Annotated in this window: 13 protein-coding genes and 1 riboswitch; of the genes, 7 read left to right on the top strand and 6 right to left on the bottom strand. The window is 41.7% G+C overall.

Annotated elements, in window-relative coordinates:
* Positions 1-144 precede the first annotated feature (144 nt).
* A complete protein-coding gene (locus BGP78_RS00120) occupies positions 145-4341 on the bottom strand; it encodes a DEAD/DEAH box helicase (protein ID WP_119859506.1) in 4197 nt (1398 codons plus the stop codon).
* A gap of 212 nt (positions 4342-4553) precedes the next feature.
* Here BGP78_RS00120 and BGP78_RS00115 point away from each other — a divergent pair, with 212 nt between their 5' ends.
* The 3 genes from BGP78_RS00115 (at position 4554) to BGP78_RS00105 (ending at position 7069) form a co-directional block, all read left to right on the top strand.
* On the top strand, positions 4554-5246 hold the full coding sequence (locus BGP78_RS00115) for an alpha/beta fold hydrolase (protein WP_119859505.1): 693 nt from the start codon (positions 4554-4556) through the stop codon (positions 5244-5246).
* Positions 5247-5370: 124 nt separating this feature from the next.
* A complete protein-coding gene (locus BGP78_RS00110) occupies positions 5371-6630 on the top strand; it encodes a S41 family peptidase (RefSeq protein ID WP_119859504.1) in 1260 nt (419 codons plus the stop codon).
* A gap of 187 nt (positions 6631-6817) precedes the next feature.
* Complete coding sequence (locus tag BGP78_RS00105) at positions 6818-7069, top strand: YkgJ family cysteine cluster protein (RefSeq protein WP_119859503.1); 252 nt, start codon at positions 6818-6820, stop codon at positions 7067-7069.
* 44 nt (positions 7070-7113) lie between these two features.
* On the opposite strand, the gene BGP78_RS00100 is transcribed toward BGP78_RS00105, so the two are convergent.
* From BGP78_RS00100 to BGP78_RS00080, 5 genes are all read right to left on the bottom strand, one after another.
* Positions 7114-7521, bottom strand: a complete 408-nt coding sequence (locus BGP78_RS00100) for a hypothetical protein (protein ID WP_119859502.1) — start codon at positions 7519-7521, stop codon at positions 7114-7116.
* A 307-nt stretch (positions 7522-7828) separates the two neighbouring features.
* Positions 7829-8383 carry a DUF4136 domain-containing protein gene (locus BGP78_RS00095; protein WP_119859501.1) on the bottom strand — a complete coding sequence of 185 codons (555 nt, stop codon included), beginning with the start codon at positions 8381-8383 and terminating at the stop codon, positions 7829-7831.
* A 63-nt stretch (positions 8384-8446) separates the two neighbouring features.
* Positions 8447-11230, bottom strand: a complete 2784-nt coding sequence (locus BGP78_RS00090) for an ATPase (RefSeq protein ID WP_119859500.1) — start codon at positions 11228-11230, stop codon at positions 8447-8449.
* On the bottom strand, positions 11227-11778 hold the full coding sequence (locus BGP78_RS00085; protein WP_119859499.1) for a condensin complex protein MksE: 552 nt from the start codon (positions 11776-11778) through the stop codon (positions 11227-11229). Before BGP78_RS00085 ends, BGP78_RS00090 begins: the two co-directional genes overlap by 4 nt.
* Positions 11765-13027: a hypothetical protein gene (locus BGP78_RS00080; protein WP_119859498.1), complete on the bottom strand. Its 1263-nt coding sequence runs from the start codon at positions 13025-13027 to the stop codon at positions 11765-11767. The genes BGP78_RS00085 and BGP78_RS00080 overlap by 14 nt, the downstream gene beginning before the upstream one ends.
* A 149-nt stretch (positions 13028-13176) precedes the next feature.
* On the opposite strand from BGP78_RS00080, the gene nhaD reads away from it, so the two are divergent.
* From nhaD to BGP78_RS00060, 4 genes are all read left to right on the top strand, one after another.
* On the top strand, positions 13177-14424 hold the full coding sequence (gene nhaD / locus BGP78_RS00075) for a sodium:proton antiporter NhaD (RefSeq protein WP_119859497.1): 1248 nt from the start codon (positions 13177-13179) through the stop codon (positions 14422-14424).
* A 108-nt stretch (positions 14425-14532) separates the two neighbouring features.
* Positions 14533-14706: riboswitch (Lysine riboswitch) on the top strand.
* Between the two features lie 86 nt (positions 14707-14792).
* On the top strand, positions 14793-16139 hold the full coding sequence (lysC, locus tag BGP78_RS00070; protein ID WP_119859496.1) for a lysine-sensitive aspartokinase 3: 1347 nt from the start codon (positions 14793-14795) through the stop codon (positions 16137-16139).
* Between the two features lie 103 nt (positions 16140-16242).
* Positions 16243-16773 carry a DUF924 family protein gene (locus BGP78_RS00065; RefSeq protein ID WP_119859495.1) on the top strand — a complete coding sequence of 177 codons (531 nt, stop codon included), beginning with the start codon at positions 16243-16245 and terminating at the stop codon, positions 16771-16773.
* A gap of 111 nt (positions 16774-16884) precedes the next feature.
* The gene (locus BGP78_RS00060; RefSeq protein ID WP_119859494.1) at positions 16885-18207 is read left to right on the top strand and encodes a sodium-dependent transporter; all 1323 of its coding nucleotides are present in this window, start codon (positions 16885-16887) and stop codon (positions 18205-18207) included.
* Positions 18208-18243: the final 36 nt, after the last annotated feature.

Here is an 18243-nt window from a genome sequence, read left to right as displayed (position 1 = left end):
AGTCAAAAATAGTTAACATGACCTAGCGTAGAATATTTGACCACGTCATGTCAAATATTTTTTACTTTAGGTTAGTTTTACTATGCCTACATTCAGGTTGTTAAACTATTCAGAGTAGGCAATCCGGGCTAAACGCTGTCCGTATCAAAAAGTTTGCTTGAGCATGGCCATCATGTCGGCAACTGAGAGTTTACTGGTTTGGTCGTTTCCTGAAAGTAAGGTTTGCGCCAAATCTCGTTTATGTTGATGTAAAGCTACAATTTTTTCTTCGATGGTGTCGCTTGCGATTAAACGGTAAATAGTCACTGGTCGCTGTTGGCCCATACGGTGAGCACGGTCGCTTGCTTGCTCTTCAACCGCAGGGTTCCACCACGGATCCATATGAATAACATAGTCAGCGGCGGTGAGATTTAACCCCGAACCACCGGCTTTTAAGCTGATCAAAAACACATCGCCATCACCTTGTTGAAACGCGTTGACTCGTTGTTGGCGTTGTTTATTTGGTGTACTGCCATCAAGGTACTGATAGTTTACACCTTTTGCGTCTAAGTGCTGCTTTATGAGTTGTAGGTGGCCCACGAACTGACTGAAAATCAGCGCTTTGTGATTATTTTCTTGTAGTTCATCGAGTAACTTGTCGAGTGCGGCAAGTTTTGCGCTCGGGATGGCATTGTCGGCCAATACCAATGCGGGGTTACAACAGGCTTGGCGCAGTTTGATAAGTTCAGCAAGCATTTTAATTCTTTGTGCGCCGGGTTGATCTTGGCTCGATGACTGAGTGAGGTTGTCGATGGCACTTTGGCGCAATGCTTCATACAATGCCATTTCTTCATCACTTAATTGCACTTTAATATTGATGTCGGTTCTAGCTGGTAATTCAGTTAATACTTGGTGTTTCATGCGTCGTAAAATAAACGGTTGGATCAGGTTTTTAAGCTTGTTTCGTGCTTTTTTTGCTGCAATCGGATCATCTTTAATGGCTTCTATAGGGGTCGAGAATCGAGCGCTAAAGCGTTTTAAATTACCCAGTAGCCCAGGGTTTACAAAGCGAAATAGACTCCAAAGTTCTGATAAATTATTTTCAATTGGGGTGCCTGTGGTGATCAGTTTAAAGTCACCTTTTAACGCACATGCGGCGACTGAGCGTTTCGCCAGTGGATTTTTCAGCGCTTGGGCTTCATCGGCCACAATGGTTCGCCAGGTCAGTGATTGCAGCATCTCACTTTCGCGTTGCAATAATCCATAGCTAATAACAACACAGTCAAACGGTTTAAGGGCACTGAGCATAGTCGCGCGCTCGGGTGAGCTTTTGAGATCTGCCAGTAATATCATGTTCAAGCTGGGGGCAAATTTGTAGGCCTCTTGTATCCAATTGAAACACACTGAGGTCGGCGCTATCACCAAGCTTGGACCGTCTTTTGCTCTATCTAACAATACTGCCAGCGCTTGTAATGTTTTACCTAGTCCCATATCGTCGGCAAGACAGGCTCCGGCTCCCCAATGGGCCAGTCTTGAAGCCCAGTCAAACCCTTCAATTTGGTAATCACGTAATGTCGCTTGTAAAGTATTGGGTACGCTGGGTATTAGGGCATTAGCTTGATGCATTTTTTGATGCTGTTCGTCCCATGCATGTAGGGTTTTCATTCGCATGCCCGTGGTTGCCTGCGATACATGCATACTGGCTAATGGGTGAAATTGTCCGCCATCTGTTGCTTCATTGAGTTTATCTAATCGTTGTTTTAGTTCATCGGATAATGCGAGCACTTGCTGATCATCTAAGGTAATAAAGCGACCATGGGCTTGGGCTGCAAGAGTCAGTAAGGTTTTGAGCTCTATTACTTGGCTATCATCAACCGAGAGTTCGCCATTTAAATCAAACCACTGGTTTTTTTTAGTCATTGCCAATTGTAGATGGTGACTTTGCAACGAGTTAGTCAGGGTCATTTTTTTGCCTTTGGGCCAACGTAATTCAATGGGCACAGGGCAGGGCGATAAACGCGAGAGTGTTTCTAGTTGCTCGAGCGCATTGTACGCGCTTTGTAAGTCATCAAGTTGTAAACGGGTGTCTTGCATGGCTAAAAAAGCAGGGCAGTGTTGGTCAAGCAAGTCTAGATATATTTGCTCTTTCACTAAATCGCGAGAGGTGGCAACGCGTTTACCTTTTATCTCGGTAGTCATCTTGGCATTGCCTGCACCGGGTTTTAAAGTTGGGCCATGTTCGCCAAAAGGCATCACCATGCAATTGAACGCAAGGCCATCATTAAATGGCTGAATATTAATAATAATGTCACTGTGGCTAGGGAGTGTTTCTAGGCCGGTATCTAACTCTGCAATATCAGATTGAATATTCAATAAAGGCGCAATGGCATTGACTCCCGCGAGTACTTTGTCTTTGGCTCTGACGGGAATACTCAAGCCTTCTTCACCAATAATTTGAGTCACTTTTAAGTGTTCAGGAGAAAACACTGTTAACCGATATTGCTCTGGTGCATGTTCAATTAACGAGTAGCTGTGTTGTGTATTGGTTTGTTGAGCAGGAATATCAGCAACGCTCAGCACAAGGTGATCGCCTTGTTGTGTTATGAGCAACTCAGGCTCTGCTTCATGCAGCTCTATGGGTGTGAATAAATCATCTGCCATATACAAGTTTGGTGCGGCGCAGGCAGCTCTTAAAGCCGATAAGCCTTCCAGTACATAAAGTGTTTTTGTACGCCATTGCTCTGTGCGGTTAATATGCGAGCACAATTGCTTGTCGTGTTCTGATAAAAACGCAAATGCCTGTTGAGACTCATACAGTCGTTGCAGTGCAATCGGTTTGCCTTTGCTCCAGCCAGACGCGTTTTGTGTTTGTTCACGTGCTGAAAAGCTGACCGTATAGGGGGTTATGTGCATGACCCAAATAAGCCGAGTGACTTTGACGGCATTGTGTTGGCTAGGCGTATTTGAAGAGGGGGCCAACGCGATGAGTTTTTCAAGGGCCAGATCCCAACCGACTTTATGTTCTATGGCCGTAGTAAAGTCCATAATAGGGTGGCTATTTTCCCGCTTACCCTCGATTGGCCCGAGCTGCTCTATGAGTGTGGCAAATAGGCCGTAATTTGCGGTCTTAAAAAAAGTGTGCGCCTCAACTAGCTGCGTACAAGGCGAATAAACCTGATCAGACCAAATGGTTGATAACGCCTCTAAATAGCTGAGTAAATGAGCGTAAAACACATGATATTCTGCTAAAAATACGTATTCTTGCAGTGACGATATGTACGGCGTTGCCGTCGACAAACTGGATGTGGTGGCCAGTAAAAATTGGCCAACATAATGGCTGTGGTCATGATTATGTTTATCGTGACTTTGGGCAAAAATGTGCGCTTCCGCCGAGGCGAAATAACTGGGGTCGTGTCGGTTTGCTTGTATTAATAACGCGATGTTATAAAAAATACCGTACACGCCATTTAAATACTGGTTTTTTTTGCGGGCATATTTATTTTTGGCGACCAACGCACTGGCAAATAAAGCAATGGCGCGTTCAAGATCTCCTGTAAGTAATGCACTAAGCGCATTGAGCTGCAAGCCATAGCAGCTTTTATCGTCGGCGTTGACAATTTGTTGCACGCTGTCTATACGACCTTGCAGTAGGTATTGTTCTGCCAATAAGTGCGACAGTGCGACGTACTCTGGCTGGTGGCGATTAACCTGTTCGAGTAATGACAGCGGGTAAGCATTGGATGCGCCATGTTGGCGCAGCACATAAAACCAAGAGGCAAACGCATGGTATTGCACTGTGTCTGGAAGCGCCAAAAAATGGGTTAAATCGAATGGTACGAACGCCAATTCAATCAGTATGCGAGTACGCTGGTAATCAATGTGTTGTGGGTTTTTATGAGGCTTAAGCAAGTTAATGACTTTGCGATGGTCATTTAAAAAATAAAAGTCTCGAATGAGACGTTGTTCATCTTCTAATGTTTGCTCCCAATCGTACAGTTGTAGTACTGGCACCACTGCTTCACCCGCTTTTAAAATGGCCAAAAATACATCATTAGCGATGGCATCTTGAGTGAGCTTGTTATTGAGTAAATAGGATAGTTTAATGTCACCTTTATCAACGGTGACAAAGTCTTGTTCTTGCCAGTTACTCAATATAGTCGATGAAATACGCTCAAAGGCGGCGGTGTCTTTTTCGTCTAACTGTATCGTAAGTTGTTTTAGCAGTTTATTTAAATGGCCCAAAGAAATGGGTTTATAAATCACAGCAAGTACAGTAAAGGCCCATTGCTGAAAAGGAGGTAAAGATAAAAACTGCTGATATCTGGTATCAATTTCTAAAGGCAACTGCGCTGTGATTTTCATAAATTTTCTAGGGTCGAGTGACTAAGTAAGGGGTGGTAATTTAACACATAATTCAGTTGCTTAAATAGAAGGTTGCGCTGTTAATGTCACTTAGTTAAATTCTAGGTGAAAGCCCTCATGTTGAAGAGAATATTGAAGCAAACACGAAACGCTAGCTGCAATGATAGCTGTGTAAAACGATATGATACTTAGCTGGTAAAAGACGAGAACTAATGGGAAAAATTTACTTTTTGCCCGGTACTATGTGTACTGAAGCGTTATGGCAACATCTAGAATTGACGCTAAAAAACCAGTTTGAGTTAGTGTATTTAGCGGTCCCTAACGGAGTGGGGTTGAAAGAGCTGGTTACATATTACGAAATGATTTTTGATACAGAAGCAGCCAATTTGGTAGGCTTTTCTATGGGAGGGTATATCGCAGCGTATTTACAATGTGCTTTAGAGCATAAGGTAAAGCGCACATTAATTATTTCAAATACTCCCTCGGCGTTACCTGACTATGAAGTTAAACAACGTTTTCATTCTCTAAAACTCATTGCAGAGCACGGTTATAATGGATTATCTGATGCTAGAGCACGTGTACTGTTAGGTGCCTCAAGTAGTAGTCAAACGATGATAAATGTATTGGTCGATATGGATGCGTCATTAGGTAAAGAAGTACTGATTAGCCAATATACCCACATGACCAAGCGTGAAGACTTGTATGAACAGTTGTGCATGAACCACACCCCGACGCTATTTTATTGTTCACCGAACGATGCATTAATTGACCCATCATGGTTAACAAAGTTATGTGCCGCCAATGAGCGCGTAGCAGTGCGCTGGTCAACCGGAGATGGACATATATTACCACTAGAAACGCCAAATGAGTTGTCGAAGGTTATTGTAGATTGGTTTAGTGAATGATAACTCAGTTAAAATGGGTGCATTGATGGTTGTGATAATGAAAATAGTGCTATAAGCTCAGCATTGGCTGTACCCTATTTAGAAAGGGGTAAGAATAATAAGAATTTACGATTAGGGAAAGATCATGAAAAAAAGTATGGTATTGGCATTGAGTAGTGTGATGATATTTCTTAATCACGCTGAGTGCCAAGAAACTTCCTTTAATGCTGAAAAAGCAATGCACGAACTGCAATCGACACTGTCTGACAATTATGCGTATTTACATGATAGAGAACGTTCTGCAGAGGCATTATTAGCCCCCCACAAAACAAAGTTGTTAGCCAGTAAAACGACAAAAGAGTTTAGAGATAGCGCACAAGCTTATTTACGTACATTTGCTGATCCGCATTTAAACTTGGGGCCTTATGATCAGGCTGATCATAGTGTGTATCCGACGGGGTCTGATATTTTTGTCCAATTTGAACACGATAAGCTGATGATCTATGATATAAAATCAGGCTCTGATGCGCATATTAAAGGGTTAAAACCCGGTATGCAGGTAAAGTCAGTTGATGGGCAATCCATTGAGTTGGCGATTGAGCACGTTACTGGCCTCACAGTTAATAAATTAACGCAAAGTCAGCGCAATTATGCAGCGAATATCGCCCTTGGTGGCAAACGTAACCAAGCAAGAACCTTAGTTGTTTACCATCAAGGTATTGATAAAGCCTTTAATTTAGCTGCGAGTTATAACAGTATTAATGCTCTAAAAAGTAAAGAACCAGTTACCATTGAGGTATTGGGCGATTTTAGTTACGTAAGATTTAACAACGCGTTAGGTGACTTAAATACGGTTGATGTATTTAAACGAGAGATCAAAAAACTACACAGCACTAAAGGGATAATCATAGACTTACGTAACACACCGAGTGGCGGCAATACGGGGGTTGCTGAGCCAATATTGGGCCACTTTACAGATAAACAAGCGATTTATCAGCTGTATAAAGTGCAGAGTCAAGGTAAACCTTACGAGCAGTCTAGAATGCAATCAGCGCAGGTAACACCTCAAGTACCGTATTTGAGTCAACCTTTTGTGGTGCTTGCGGGGCGTTGGACAGGCAGTATGGGTGAAGGCATGGTGATTGGCTTAAATGCATTGGGGGCTAAAAAAGTAATCGGTGCGCCGATGGCTGATTTACTTGGCGGGATTAAACACGTTAAGTTACCGTATAGTGATAGCTGGTTAGAAGTGGGTTTTGAACGTTTATACCAAACAAACGGAGAATATCGAGAAGACTTTGAACCCCATATTTTACTTAAATCAGCAGATATAGGTGGGCAGGGTAACGATGTTGCAAGGCAACAAGCCTTAGCATTTTTAACCAATAATATTAAAGCCTTATAGATTATTGGAATACCGAAAGTTGAAGTTAAAGTGGCCAGAGTTTGACGCTGGCCATTGCTGGTTCTTTTTACATAGCGAGATATGAGTGGCTAAAAATAACACTTAGCCCACTAAATAATAATGAAAGCAGATAAAGCACACTATTTTTTGATATACTGACGCTCCGATTTTTTTGATGGTAAATTTTATGGAATGTCGTTTGCATTGTGGGGCATGCTGTATTGCACCCAGTATTAGTTCAAGCTTCCCGTTGCATCCACATGGAAAAGCTGCTGGCGAGCGTTGCAAAAATTTATCTGACGACAATCTATGTACACTATTTGGTCAACCAGAACGACCCGCAGTGTGTCATGATTTTAAAGCGGTAGAGTGGGCATGTGGTAAAACGTCGTCTGAAGCGATGGCGATACTGACTGAAATGGAACAATTGACGTGCTAAATTGCGCTATGCTGTGATAGCGCAATACAAAAACTAAATAGTTATTATTGCTCTTGTGGGTTGGTGTCTAGTGGACCATTGCCACCCCAATAGTTTGCGAAAGCACCCGCACACCAATTTACATCTGCCCAAGTGTAGTCTTTATAATACACTTTATCGACACATGCATTCACATCGTGCTCGCCTAAACCAACTCGTACCACACACGTTGTGCCAGAGCAGCTTGAAGAGTAACCTGGAATACTCCATGTAACGCTTTGAACAGGTTTAGCAGCATCTAATTTGAATACAACAGCGCCTTGGCGTGGGTAAGGACGGTATTCACCACCCTGACAAAACCCTTTTGAATACTGATCATATGCGTCAGTATCAACATAGCAAGAGACTGAATTAGCTAATGCGGTGCCGCTAAATAGGGTTGCGCCGAGTAACGCTAATATAGACTTTTTCATTATTAATTTCCTTTTATTAATAGATTTTTATTCTTATTGCTCTTTTTTTAAGAACAACCCAATGTAACCTTATGTTTTCAGTTTGGCAACTTTTGTGTTTATTTATTGTTCGGTTTGGGGCAGGTTGTTCTTAATTTTGAAAATGAGCACTTATTGATAAAGTACACCTGCTTGTATCAAATCAATACGAGAGTAAAGGCGTACTTTCAAGAGGTTTTTCAGAGTTATCTAGATAAAGCGATAATATATTTGACGTGGAGGGATAAAAAAAGAAGCCACAACATTCATGTGTTGTGGCAAGTTCTGTTTAGTGTGTTTGACTCGGAGGGAAGTTCCCCAGAATGGCAGACACCGTTTTATTCACTGACGCTGTGCGTTGATCTGGTGTTTGTTTATTACGTAAACGGCCTTCTTTGGCACCGCGCCATACTAATTGGTTTGATGTTTTGTCTATGACATCGATGACGAGTGTGCCAACATCATACTCACGTGCGTGGGTTTGTGTCTGGTAGCCAAAGCCCCAATAATTCCAGCGTGCTGTGTAGCTGGTATTAAAAGAATCAGCTTCAATTTTACTGTCTACTGAGGCATGATAATTTACTAGAATATCGGCATTTTTAGTTTCAACGAGCTTGATGTTGTGCTTGAGCATTGCCTCGATAATGGCATTTCGAACACGCTTTTCCATCAGGTCGTTAATTTGATAAGCATTACCGCCATTATTTTTTAGATCCGCATCAGCAGACCAAGCAAAGGTTTTGTAATTTGCAAACTCTACAGATTTATCATAGTCCCAATCTGGGGTATTGGTACATGCACTTAAAATAAGTACTGAGGCGGCTAACATAATATTTTTTAACATATTTCATCTCCTAGAGGGCTGATATTAAGCCAGCCCATACTGCGTGTTGTCCTGTCTGACTACTTAATTTGTGGAATGTTCCACTTCTATCCAATCTTTTTCTGAAACCCAGTTTTGACTACCATTTTTAACACTGCGTATTGGTACAATATAGTCGCAGCTTATTTGTGGCTTCACGGACGCGAAAATTGGTACAAACCCAAAACTCAAAGCGGTTTCAATAATTGCTTTTTGGTTTTGTGGATCAATATCAGCGGCTTCATCAATGTATATAGGGATACGGAATAAAGACTGTTCTTGATCAGAGAGTAAGTAACGTATAAATAACATACCACATAATAGCTTAATGGTAATACGGGTACCGTTTGAGCCTGCTGAGTCTATTTTATCAAAATGCTCAGTGTCGCCAGCGCGGTTAACAATTTCAAAGCGAATATCAAAGAGATCGGTCAGTGTTAGACCTGCTTTATCGCTTGCGAGTTTGATAAGGTGATCTTTGGCCTCGTTGAGTGCTTTTTCGTCTGAAGGTTGCTCTGATAGCAAGTCTAGGTTATCACCCTGTTCGTAGCTGTCTGATGTACTAATAATCGTATCAATACTCTCTACCAGCATTTTACGTGGGATAATGTTAATTTTGAACGATTTGAGGTTAGAGATACGATGTTGACTGATCCCTCGGTTAAAGCTGTTCATTTCTCGACGTAGTCGGTCTAAGTCTTCGCGAAGCCCTTTAATGGTTGCGGCAACTTCTGTGAGGGCCACACGGGCTTGTCGGTCTACGGCATCACGTTCGTTTTCAATATTGTGATATGCCCCTATGAGCTTACTGTATTTACTTGTCTCATCACTTTCATTATCAAATTTGGTGATCCCCGCATTATAAATATGTAGGTATGTATTTTTGACGTTGACGGCCAAGTTGCGTAGTTCGTTACACTCTTTGTTAAATTGATGCACAACTTCTGACAAGTTATCAAATTCAATCTTAACATCAATGGGGTAAGGCGTTTGTGATCCGCTATACACATCGAGCGTATGGTCAATACGTTCTGATTTAACTTGGCGTAAGCGGTCAGCCTGACGCGTCAGTAAATCTTGTTTACTTTTTATAATTGAACGTCTGTCTGAAATAGATCCGGCGTTACGTTGCACGTCTTGTAAGTATTCGTCCACTTGCTCACGCTCTGCGCCAAGCTGCTCTTTTAATAACTCTTGTGCATCAACAGATTGCAACATGGTTTGATATTGCTCAAAGCGTTTAACCGCAGCCTCTAGTGCCATGAGTTCGTCGTATAGTGCATCGCGTTCTTGTTGTTTTTGCGCGACATTGGCTGCAACATCACGCTGCTGCTGAAACTCTTGCAATGACTGTTTTAGTGCCGTTAGCTGAGCTTCGAGTTGAGCTTTATTTTCGCCACTTTGCATTTGCACTGGCGTGAGCTTTTTCAGCTTGATGGTAGCACCGGGTACCTTGAGTTCTGCGCCTTTTACTGATGTTGATAGTTGACTTAAAAATTCACCAAATGCGTCATCATCGGTGATCGTGATTTCCCCTTGGCTGGTTGTGGCAAACGACAGTAAATCAGGGTTTAGAATACGAGAAATTTCTTCGACTTCTTTTAAAGACAAGTCTTCACGCATGCGAGTGAATAAATTGAATTCTAAGTTTTTTAATTGCAGTTTTAAGCTTTTGATTTGTTTTTGTGTTTCGCTAATTCTAAAGTCGAGCGTATGTAAGCTTTGCCCATGCGCGCTATTTATAGAAAAAGACAGTTGTTCGTATTCTTTTTTTAATAGCTGTAAACTGGTTTTTAGTGTGGCGTGATTGGTAAGCTCAAATTCGGTTTTTAATGCATGATAGTTTACAAACCATTGCTCTATTTGTGTTTGGCGGCGCTCAATATCTCGCGATTGTTGCAGGTATAGTTGCTGCTTTTGCTCAAAGTCATGCTTTTCTTGTTCGATGTTTTGTAGCTGTTCAGTCAATTCGCTATGCTGAGATTGTTGATATTCCTCAAACTCTACCAGCGCGACATCGATTTTTGGCGCGTAAGCAGCCAGCTTACCTTTAAGTGTTGCGTCAGTGCTGAGCATATCTTCAAGTGCTGCAATAGGTTCTTGCATTGATTCTAAAGCACTGAGTTCACGTCGTGAACGATTTACTTTGTCGAATGCTCGACGCCACACTTCATAAAAGTCGACCCGTGAGTTAGACATGTGGCGCTCAAATACTCGCAGCATAAAGCGTTTAACATCTTGTGCCCCTAATTTGTGTAAATTAAGAATGCGTCGGAATATTTCTTTATAAATTGCGGCGTCTTGCACATTGTTAAGCGGGATCATTTTTAAATTGATGTCGCCATCAAACTGTGTGGCACCCCCAGTTAACAGCGCATTAAGCTCTGCGGCTTTTAGTTCAACGGGCTTCATGCCCTTACTTTGTAGGTGTTTGAATAGTTTTGTATATTTTATGATGCTTTTACCTTCGGTAAAGTCATCAAGATTGAGTTTACCTGGGTAGCAAAAAAATTGATGGGCAAAGCCGGCTATTTTACCAAGGCCAGCGACACCAATCACCACATCGCCATGGGGCAGGTTAGCCTCTAGTAAAATGTAGGATTGATCAGATGAAAAGTAGAACTTTCGGGTTTCTTCTAAATCATGGCCATCCCATTCAGTGAGTCGTAGGTCGTTGATCAGTGGAAATTGCAATGCATTAATTACCGAGCTTTTACCGGTATTATTGGGGGCACAAATTGAGGCACTTTTGTCTAATGGGATCACACACTTTGCGTAGCCTGCGGTATTTAATAATGCAAGTTTGCTTAGGCCGTATAAGTCGCTCATAGTTCTTCCTCTAGTCCATCAAAATTCTCTTCATTGACTTCCATTAATGCATCAATATATCGGTATAAAGGTGCTAAGTGCATAAAGCCTTGCTCTGTTTCACGGGCAAGACCCAAGCGCACCATTCTTAAATACACGTCTTTGCGGAGATCTGAACCTGAAAAAATCTCGAGCTGATCAAACAAGTGCTTGTTGAGTTGCACTAAGGTTTGCATTAATTCTAAATCAGCGGTTTCATCAAAAATTGCACGCAGAGGATCTTTACCCTGATTGGCAAAGTGTTCGATGAGGATAAATACAGTCAACGCAATCGCGCGAGAAATCTTACCCATATTGGGTGTACTCTCATCACTTGCTAAATAGTAAAAGCCTCGTGCATCGTGGTGTAAATCGTGACCTAATGCACTAAACAACGCTTGGTAAGCGTCTATGTTTTGGTCAAGCTGTTGCCACAATGTGGTGTCTTGCTCACTGATATGGTAACCACTGGCAAGCTTTTTATTGATGGCTTGCAACTCGGTTAAATGTGCTAAATTAATTGTTGTCATTGGCATGTTCTATTTTGGTGCTGGCGTTAAACGGGTATAACGAAAAGTCTTGCTCTGCAATGGTCACTGTGACCCGTTGCTGATCTTGTTGTAGGTCGAGTGCATCGTCACTGACTAATTTTTGATATAAGAACAGTAGCTCGTCTGCTTCTAACTTTGGATATTCGTTTGTTAAAAAACCTAACAGCGCTTTTTTCGTCTTCTCGGTGCCTGAAAAGCGCTTTTTAACTTCGCTATAATCGGGAATATGTGGACTCTGATAATCCGGTACATCATTTTGATCAGGTAGTTGATATTCTTCATGTTCAAATTCAGCAAGCCCCGCCATATAAGCAACCATGTGACGCTGTTGTCCGAGTGAGAAACGTTGTATATCTGACACAAACTCAGGTTGAACGGGGCTGAGCATTCTATCTACGCCATTTTTTCGGATCATGCCCAGTACTTTTGACGCTTGACGAGTGATCAGTGAATTTCTGCGTAATTCCTCACGTAAAGGCATTAGCATATCAGCACTTTTTCTTAAGCTTTCACGGCCGATCAGATGCATATCTAAAATACGTGTACGCAACTGTTCAAGCATTCTTTTGTCTTGAGTGCCTCTACCATAGAGTTCTATGTTGTCTATTTGCTGGCTTAGCTGCGTTTCGATGATGTTAAAGCAAGCATGAAATTCACCGCGAATATCGACCATTTCAAGCATGGGCTCAATGTATTCATCAAACGCTTCAATGACGGCGCGATAGCGTTTTTGCAGTGATATGGCACTACTATCCGATTTTGCTTGCTCTACAATATTAAAAATTGCATTTTCGTTATGAATAAAGAGCTTAATGATTTTTCTAACTCGTTCATCCATGATCCGACTAAATCGACGAAGTTCACTATGATCGCCTTCATCAGCGGCTTGTTCTAGGCGATTCCCAAGTCGTTCAAGATCGTTAACCAATACGGTGATCTCTTGTGCTAAACCAAGGTGCTCTTCTTGCAATAAAAAGCTGGCAAAGTCCGCCACTGCTCGATTAATTTCAAGCTGGGAGGATTTTGCTAGAGGAATGATAATCTCTTGGTTAAGCAGCCGGTTTGTTTCTCTAAATATTCTTTCGCTGGTCCATTGAGGATTTTTATGTTTTATGATGTTTTGCACATCTTTAACGCTGAAGTCGGTCATTTTAAAGCGTTTAAAAAGTAGCTCTAATACACTCCAATGTTCATTTAGCGTGTTTAAAACTTTCTTAGCTGGGATCATAACTTTCCAGTGTGTATCTTCTATGTGACGTTTATCGGAAATAAATTGAGCTTAGTCATAGCGCATCCTATATGTAAGTGCTAGACTCCGCGCCGAATTACCTTACCGTTCTAAATTTTTAACTTATAATTACAGGTTGTTTACGCATTATGGTTACGCCCATTATCCTTACCCTGATAGCGATTGCGTTTGTGCTTATCGTTATAGAGGATATCATCCATGTAAACAAGGCCAAAACTACCCTTTTTTTTGGTACTTTATGTTGGATTATCGCTTTTATCTCCCCCATTCATGGTCAAAGCCCAGAAACTGTACAACATGAGCTAGATCATAATATCCTTGAAATCGCCACATTGTGGTTGTTCTTAATGGCTGCGATGACGTTTGTGGCTTATTTGAACTCAAAAGGGTTTATACAAAACATTGTGCATCGTGTGATGCCATCGCAGATTAGCGAACGTAAGCTTATGTTCTTAGTTGGTATTGCTGCTTTTGTATTTTCTTCGATTTCTGACAATATTACCGCAACCTTGATTTCTTTGGCAGTAGTTATGTCGTTGAAGCTAGATCCAAAGAAGTTAATAAAGTATGCAACGTTAATTATTTTTAGTGTTAATTCTGGTGGTGTGTCACTCATCACGGGAGATGTCACAACATTAATGATTTTCTTAGCGGATAAAGTCACTATTCCAAACTTGTTATTACTGGTTGGCCCTGCGCTTGTGAGTGTCATGGCATTGGCTGCCATGTTGTCAATTGGTATGAACGAGCAACTCCACTTTGAAAAGCAAATTCAAAGACGTATTGAAAAAACAGATATTACCATCGCGGTCATATTTACTTCGACGATTTTCGCGACGTTATTTTTGAGTGTACAGTATCAGGTTCCGCCTCTACTCACATTTTTGTTTGGATTGTCATTGATGTTTTTGGTTGCGCAATTCTTGATGCGTAAAAAGGATGTGAACAAGAAAATTATCGATTATATCCGCGAGATTGAATACGATACCTTACTGTTTTTCGTTGGGGTGTTACTTCTTGTCGGTGCGCTAAAAGAAGTGGGAGTATTGGCTATGTTTACTGATCTCTATGTCTATATTCCACCTGAATATGCAAACTACTTAATGGGGCTACTTTCAGCAGCGGTTGACAATGTGCCGTTAACTGCGGCGTTATTAAAAGCTGAGATTGTCATGACTCCACAGCAATGGCTTATGTTTACCTACGCTACCGGTGTAGGCGGCTCAATGCTAGTGATTGGTTCTGCGGCCGGTATTATCGCAATGAGTAAAGTGAAGGCGCTGACGTTTATGAGCTATTTACATATGTTCTTGTATTTATTAGTTGCGTATACCATTGGATATGCGGGGGCTTATGTTGCAGGTCAGTATATATAAAAGGGTCAATTTATTACTTGACACCTAGACGTCTAAACGGTACTTTATTTTTAACCCGCACAGTGTGCGGGTTTTTATTTTGTCTGTGTTCAGTTTAGAAACGGCAAAATATACAGAAGAGGTGCGATACTTAGGTATTTAGTGAGAGGTGACGAACGCCATAGACCACTAAAGAGGGAAGTACTCGCCGAGGAAGTTCATAGTACGTCATTATGCACTTTCGGTTTACGAGGTTGAATCCTTGGAACTGTCACCGTTTTTTGGTGGAGAGCTTCTGGCAATGGTTACTTCTTTTCATACAAAGCACCTTAATTGCCAAGTTCTCCTTATTATTGATGATTGCACCATAGCAGTCACAAGGAGATATCATGAGTTCACAGTACACGGTCGCGAAGTTTGGTGGCACCAGTGTAGCCGATTTTGACGCCATGCACCGCTGTGCACAAATTATTCACGACGACAGTAACGTGCGTATTGTGGCCGTGAGTGCCAGTGCGGGTGTGACTAACCACTTAGTTACTTTAACCCAACAAAAATCCAATGAAGATGAACGTTTAGCGTTGGTCGACAATATAATTACAATTCAGAATGCGATTTTGGCTAAATTAACACTGGATGCCGATCTAGCTCAGTCTTTTGAATTAACACTCAATGAACTTAAATCGCTGGCAGCATTGCCGGCGCTGAGTGCACAACAATGCGATGAAATGCTGAGCTTTGGGGAGCGTTTATCTTCATTTTTATTTACGCAAGTTCTGCGAAACTTGGGCGTTAGAGCCGATCGCTTTGATGTACGTAAAGTACTTAAAACAGATAACCGATTTGGTAAAGCAACGCCAGATATTGCGGCAACCGCGCTGGCTGCCCAAAAGCACTTGCTGCCGTTGTTAGATGAAACAGTGATTGTTACGCAAGGTTTTATTGGCAGTGATCCTTACAATCAAACAACTACACTCGGCCGTGGCGGTTCTGATTATAGTGCCGCTTTATTGGCTGAAGCGATAAACGCAAAAAGTGTGCATATTTGGACGGATGTAGTAGGTATATTCAGTACAGATCCACGTTTGTGTGCTAAAGCATCGCCAATAGCGAAGTTGAGCTTTGACGAGGCCGCTGAAATGGCGACCTTTGGTGCAAAAGTACTGCACCCTGCAACAATATTGCCGGCGAGTCGAAGTAATATTTCAGTGTTTGTTGGTTCAAGCCGTGATCCTCAGGCGGGCGGCACGTGGATTGAAAAAGACACCTCATCGCAAGCTGGGATCAGAGCTGTAACGCAACGAAAAAACCAGATATTGTTGACTTTGAAAAGCCCTGAAATGTTATTAGCAAGTGGCTTTTTAGCACGTATTTTTACCACTTTAAGTGCGTATAATATTTCTGTTGATTTAGTCACCACGTCTGAGATAAGTGTGGCGATAACCCTTGATAATGCGTTCAATGCTTCTCGTCCAGAGCTTGATCAACAGTGTTTAGAAGAGCTCAGTGAGTTTTGTCATGTGACGGTTGAGAACAATTTAACGTTAGTGGCATTGATAGGCTCTCAAATTCAGTTACGTCAGCATGAAGTGAACCTTATGGAAGTATTGAGCGACTTTAATATTCGTTTGATTTGCCATGGGGCGAGTAAACATAATCTGTGCTTTTTAGTTGAGCAAGCGGACTCAGATAAAGTGGTTCAATCTATTCATGCTAAATTACTTGAAGCTGCCTAATTATTGGCAACATTTATCAAACAATAACTAATAATTAAGTTTTAGATTGCATGGTGGTAAAATCCCGAGTAGAGTGCTAATTAAGCAGTATTGGGAGGCCACCATGCAGTATCAAGATATTTATCAATTTTGGTTTGTCACTTGCTCAGAGTCTGACTGGTGGAACAAATCGCTTCACTTCGACCTTAAAATTAAATCACAGTTTTCAGTCCACCATCGCATGGCGATGCAAGGGGAGCTGGCCCATTGGCGTGCAGAACCTATTGGTGCGCTATGTGAAATAATTATATTGGACCAGTTTTCAAGAAATATGTTTCGGGATACGCCCGATGCATTCGCATCAGATGCCTTGGCGTTATGCCTTGCTCAGCATGCTATTGATAAGGGGGTGGATAAACAACTCAATGATACAGAGCTGAGTTTTTTATATATGCCTTTGATGCATAGTGAAAGTAAAATCATTCACCAACAAGCAGAAGCATTGTTTCGCGCATTACCCAATTATGAATTCGAGTTGGCGCACAAGAAAATTATTGACCAATTTGGTCGGTACCCACATAGAAATCAAATATTGAATCGAGTTTCGAGTGACGATGAATTACAGTTTTTGACGCAAGCAGGGTCTAGTTTTTAAATCCGGCTTGGGTTTGTTTTGGAAGGTTCCTTAATTTGAACCTTGGTAGTCGCATTTTTTAACAAGTTAAGTATAATCAGCGGTCCAAAACAATAATCATATAGAATCGGTATGGCTCAATTGCGCGATGGTTTTCAAAGCCGACTTGGCTTTGTTCTTGCTGCTGCTGGCGCAGCGGTAGGATTAGGTAATATTTGGGGGTTTCCCACTCAAGCTGCAAACCATGGTGGTGGCGCTTTTTTATTGGTCTACTTCATTGTTATTTTTCTTTTGGCATTGCCTGCACTCTACACTGAGCTATATCTAGGCCATCAAGCACAATCAAACCCTGTCCAAGCATTAAAACAAGCGTGGCAAGAAAAAGGGCCTAAAATAGGTGCATCCGCCGGATATATCGGATTGTTCGGCGCTATTATTATGTTGAGCTTTTATTCTATTGTTGCGGGGTGGATGCTGGCATATTCCATTGAGCCTATTGCTAGGTTCTTTGGGTTCGAGCAGTTAAGTGCCTTTTTAATTGGTGACTCGACACTGCGTAACTTTATTTTTACGCCTATTATGCTGCTGCTAACTGCCGGGATTATATTAAAAGGGGTAAAGTCAGGAATAGAAACTTGGTCGCGTCGTTTGATGCCAATGCTATTGTTATTATTAGTGGCATTAATCGCTTATATCGGCACGTTAGACGGTGCAGTAGAGGGGTTTAAAGCGTATTTAGTCCCTGACTTTTCTCAGATAACAGATCCTGATCTTGTGATTGCAGCGATGGGCCAAGCGTTTTTCTCATTGTCTCTCGGTGTAGGCTGTATGATGATTTATGGATCATACCTTAAGCCTAATGCCAATTTGCCTAAATTAACGGCGAGTGTTGCGCTCCTTGATACGGGGGTTGCTTTTCTTGCTGGCTTATTGATCATACCTGCCATTTTTGTTGCACAGCACAACGGTGTTGAGGTCTTTCAAGATGGCAAGTTAATTGGCGAAGGGCGTTTAATTTTTGCGGTGTTACCAGAGCTGTTTGCCAGTATGGGAGAAGTGGGTTTACTTGTTGGGCTTACGTTCTTTATTTTAATGTCGATTGCTTCTTTAACTTCCACCATTTCTTCTACAGAAATCCCTGTTGCGTTTTTGGTTGAAAATCACGGCTTTAAGCGAAACAGTGCAACATGGTGGGTAACGGCAACCATTTTACTTGTCTCAAGTGTCATTATTTTGAACTTTGATTGGTTGTTTGGGTTGGTTATCAGCCTATTCACGCAATATCAGTTACCACTTATGGGGTTGTTTTACTTTATTACTGTGGGCTGGATGTGGAAGCGGGGTAATCAATTACACCTAGAGTGTAAAGGGCCACATTATTGGTTTGCACAATATGTGCGCTTTGTGTGCCCTGTATTAATGACGGCAGTATTTGTCAATGTTGCTTTAAAATAGCCTTTTAGAAATAGTGGCTTTGTAGGCTAAGCAATG

It is taken from the genome of Pseudoalteromonas sp. MSK9-3, assembly GCF_003590335.1.
Classification (GTDB): domain Bacteria; phylum Pseudomonadota; class Gammaproteobacteria; order Enterobacterales; family Alteromonadaceae; genus Pseudoalteromonas.
Note: the sequence above shows the minus strand (reverse complement) of the source record. Positions and strands in the feature narration are given on the sequence as shown.